Origin of the sequence: Teichococcus vastitatis (assembly GCF_003604215.1) — a bacterium.
GTDB lineage: Bacteria > Pseudomonadota > Alphaproteobacteria > Acetobacterales > Acetobacteraceae > Pseudoroseomonas > Pseudoroseomonas vastitatis.
In genome coordinates this window covers 1-3,665 of sequence record NZ_QXGS01000100.1, presented here as the reverse complement: position 1 = coordinate 3,665, position 3,665 = coordinate 1, and the positions used below count along the sequence as shown (strand labels likewise).

Genomic DNA, 3,665 nt, shown 5'->3' with positions numbered 1-3,665 from the left:
TGGCGCCAGAGTAGCTCACAGAGAAGGTAGGCGACACGCCCCCGGGCGTCGCGGCGACCGAGCGAGACGATCCGCTCTCGCAGCATCGCCTCCTCCTGCAACGAACTCCACCACAGGGCGGCGGAGATCCGGGGGTGGGCAGCAAACATGCCCATGATGCTTTCCCGTGAGATCGGCGCGACGCGCACGGGCGTGATCGTGCCGATCGAGTGGTCCATCTCCTTGAGCAGGAACACGTGCATGTCACACAGATCTCCGGGAATGAGAAACGTCATGATCTGACGCCTGCCATCCGGAAGATCTCGGTATCGCATGGCGACGCCTTCCTTCAGCAGAAAGACCGAGCGTGGCATCATGCCTTCGGTGACGATGTCCACGTTGACAGGGAAACGTTCTTCTGGCTGGGACAGATTGTCCAGGATCTGCCGCTCGGCGAGCGACAGCGGAACAAAGTTGGACAGCTTGCGGGTCAGGGGATTGCTGCTGAGAGGACCATCGGCCGAATGCCGATCGAGGTTCCGGGCAGCAGGCGCCATGCGCTCTTTCCTTCGACGACGATGACTTACGGGCGGTGAGCGGCCTTGCCGCAGCATACCTGAGAGGACAATCTACACGGTCTGCATCAAGAGGTCACGTAAGGCGTTTCGCATGCCCGGATGACCTCAGCCACTCTCACCAGCTTCACGCATGAGGTGTTGGCTCGTAGATCGAAGCTACAGCAATGCTTTGAGAGACGTTCCGCAGTAAGCCGATGGAGGCCACACTGACCACCACACTCTCGGTCCGACCGGCGATCTCCTGTTTGAGTTCGATGATGCCGTCAATTGCTCCCGTCACCTGTTCCTTGGGGATGACGCCGTTCTCGACCAGGAGGAGGGCAAGCGCCTCACAAAGCATGAAGGCGGCTTGGCCATGGGGATCAGGGGTGAGGGTCATCCGCCAGTATAGCGCCGTAACCCTCTGGAAGTCGCAAACCTAAATCAGTCTCAGCATGCCCTGATCGGAGAAGCTGAGACTCACAGAAAAATGGCACCGCCTGAGGTGCCGCAAGTTTATGGAGGACATAATGAACCTACGGAGGCCATAGGACCGCCGCATCATGTGACGCTCAGCGCGCTTGTCGCAGGCGGACGCTAAACTGGATTGCTTTCTGAAGACGCAGCCCGGTCATTTATCCCTTGCGCCGCAAGCTTACCGCCGACCCTGAAGGTCTTCCGAGGACTATGCGGCAGAGTACGCCGCGGCAATGCCTCGCTCCTGTGGCACAACGGCAGATTTTTTTACAATCCCGGAACGAAAACTGATCTGGATTAGCGGCATCTCTACCGAGGGTGAGCGAAGCTGTCGCCATGAACAGAACCTTTCCCTCTGACGCCAGCTTCTTTTGCTGCCTGGATGGAGTCTGGCAAATGACCCCGCAGCCTTCCTCGCCAGAGACGATCTCTGCCGTGGCACCCCGCTCGGCCCACGATGCGGAAACCTACATTGCCACGCTGGAAGCCCTCAATCACACCCTGCGCATCGAAGCTCGGAAATCGGCGGAGCAAGCGCAGTCCCGTTTGGCCGAGGTGGAACACCGGTTGAAGAACACCTTCACCACCATAGCCGCTTTGGCAACGCAGTCCGCCCAGCTGGGCGACACGGGTGAGGCATTTCGCGAGCGCTTCGAAGCCCGTTTACTAGTCCTGGCTCGATCGCACGAGCTGCTGGTCTGACAGGACCTTTGGCCGAGCCGATGTTATAATGGAAGGAATTCCTCAGGGATGGACAGGCCTGACCCCATAGCATGGGCTGCGCGATGGCCGGCTGAGCCATGGCTGGTGCGCCAGCGCCGAGAGCCCGCTTCGGGCCCTCGCTGGGGGGTGATCCAAGATGATGCACATCCAGGGCAAAGGAGCTCGGCGCGCATAGCGGCCGGAAGGTGCAGCGCTGCTGGATCTACTGTGCCCTGGGGATACGATCATCACGTCGTGGCAGGACCGCATGTTCCAGCCTGCCTTGGACGTGCTGGCGATCCTGGCGCAGCTCCAAGTCTGCAGCCTCAGCCTGGGTACACTGTCACGCTTGCTCATGGAGCGGCAACGGGACGGGAAGTCATGATCGAACCGCAGTCGGATGACGGCGAGTGCGCCGCGATGGCGGAGGACGATGTGATACAGGCGATGACGGCCTGTCAGGCGCGATTCCGGGGATGGCCCGGGCGTCTACACCATCCTGGGCGCGCCCGGGCTAGCGCGGGCGCTGCGCGAGGCTGTGGCGGAGGGCAAGCCGGTGATGCTGGCGCAGTTGAAGGCACGCCGGGGCCTGCCGCCATCGCCACCACCGCTGCCAGGAGTGCCCCTGTGATGCCTGCCTGCGGATCTAAGCGCCATTGCCGAGGTATACTCGGCCCTGGCGGCGTCAGCGGGAGCATGGTTATGAGCCAGCCTGATGTGCGCGCTTTCCTGCCGATGCAGCCGGTAATGCAGGCCTATCGCGCCGCTTCGGTGAAACTGTCAAGCTCGTCGGCGTTCCATTGCAGCGCCATGACGAGTACGCGGAGATACTGCGCGCGGCGCTGCGCGAGGGCCGCCCCTGTCGGAAGAAGACGTGCTGCGCTGGCTTGGGCAGAGCTCCTGCCGCCAGGGGCGTGTAGCTGACGTGCCGCCAGCCGGCCAACCCTCCGGCTCACGGCCATGGACCCTGCGGCTAGTGCAGGAGGCCGGCCCGCTCGTGCTGCGCCTGCGGCGGGAGGGCGCCACCTATGACGCTATCGCCGCGGAGTTGACCCGACGGGGTGTGCCGCCGCCGGGCTGGCGGCCCTGGGTCAAGCAGACGGCCACGAATCTGGTCCGCGCGGCTGAGCGGCATCTCGGGAGCTAGGTTTGCGCGATATTTAGAATAGATTATCGCGTTCGAACAGAGTGAGCAGGTGCAGGGCAGGGGCTCCTTGGTTCCCTTGGAGAGCACCAATTGTCCGACTCAGCAGAGTTTAGCTCAAAGCAGAACGGCTTCTTCGACGCCTCATCCATCCTGTGGGGATGGGGATGACGATGCTTGGCGAGTTCCACCTCGCGTAGAAGCGCACTGAGCGCGCTTCTTGTCATCCCCTGCATGCTTCAGCTCGCGGTGCGCGGCACTGGCGTGTTCAGCAGCTGCTGCTCCCACAGATAGGCGATGCCGCTACCACCGGCATGCTGCGTGATCACTTCCGTCAGCGCGACGGCTTGCTCCGTCCGCGCCCAGTCACGCTGCCACTCGGCCGCCAGCGCCAGCCAGGTCATCATGTTCGCGCCAGCCGCGATCATGCGCTGGATGGCGACCTCATGAGCCTCGACTGAGACGCCGCCGGACGCGTCGGTGATCACCGTCACGTCCCAGCCCTCACCGAGCGCCTGGATTGCCGGCATCGCGACGCAGACCTCGGTCCACAAGCCAGCGATGACCAGCTGCTTGCGGCCTGTTGCCCTGATCGCGTCCACCACCTTCCGGTCTTCCCAGGTGTTGATGAACGTCCGGTCGATCACCTCCTGGCCGGGAAAAACCTCGGTGATCTGAGGAAAGAGAAGGCCGCCCCGCTCAGCGATCACGGTGGTCAGGATGGTGGGAACGCCGAAGGCCCTGGCGGCTTTCGCCAGCCCGGCGGTGTTGTTGATCACCATCTGCGGTTCGTGGCTGTTCACGTT

General features: G+C 62.8%; 4 protein-coding genes. 1 reads left to right on the top strand and 3 read right to left on the bottom strand.

Annotated features, from left to right (window positions below; all coding sequences use genetic code 11):
- Positions 1-536, bottom strand: a 536-nt coding sequence (locus tag D2K64_RS23055; RefSeq protein WP_162306246.1) for a Crp/Fnr family transcriptional regulator, incomplete at its 3' end; no start/stop codon positions are given.
- Positions 537-681: 145 nt separating this feature from the next.
- Complete coding sequence (locus tag D2K64_RS23050) at positions 682-936, bottom strand: hypothetical protein (protein WP_120010723.1); 255 nt, start codon at positions 934-936, stop codon at positions 682-684.
- Positions 937-1,409: 473 nt separating this feature from the next.
- Here D2K64_RS23050 and D2K64_RS23045 point away from each other — a divergent pair, with 473 nt between their 5' ends.
- Positions 1,410-1,715 (top strand): HWE histidine kinase domain-containing protein, encoded by a 306-nt coding sequence (locus D2K64_RS23045; RefSeq protein WP_157986087.1) that lies wholly within the window; start codon positions 1,410-1,412, stop codon positions 1,713-1,715.
- Between the two features lie 1,383 nt (positions 1,716-3,098).
- On the opposite strand, the gene D2K64_RS23040 is transcribed toward D2K64_RS23045, so the two are convergent.
- Positions 3,099-3,665, bottom strand: a 567-nt coding sequence (locus D2K64_RS23040; RefSeq protein WP_157986086.1) for a hydrolase, incomplete at its 5' end; no start/stop codon positions are given.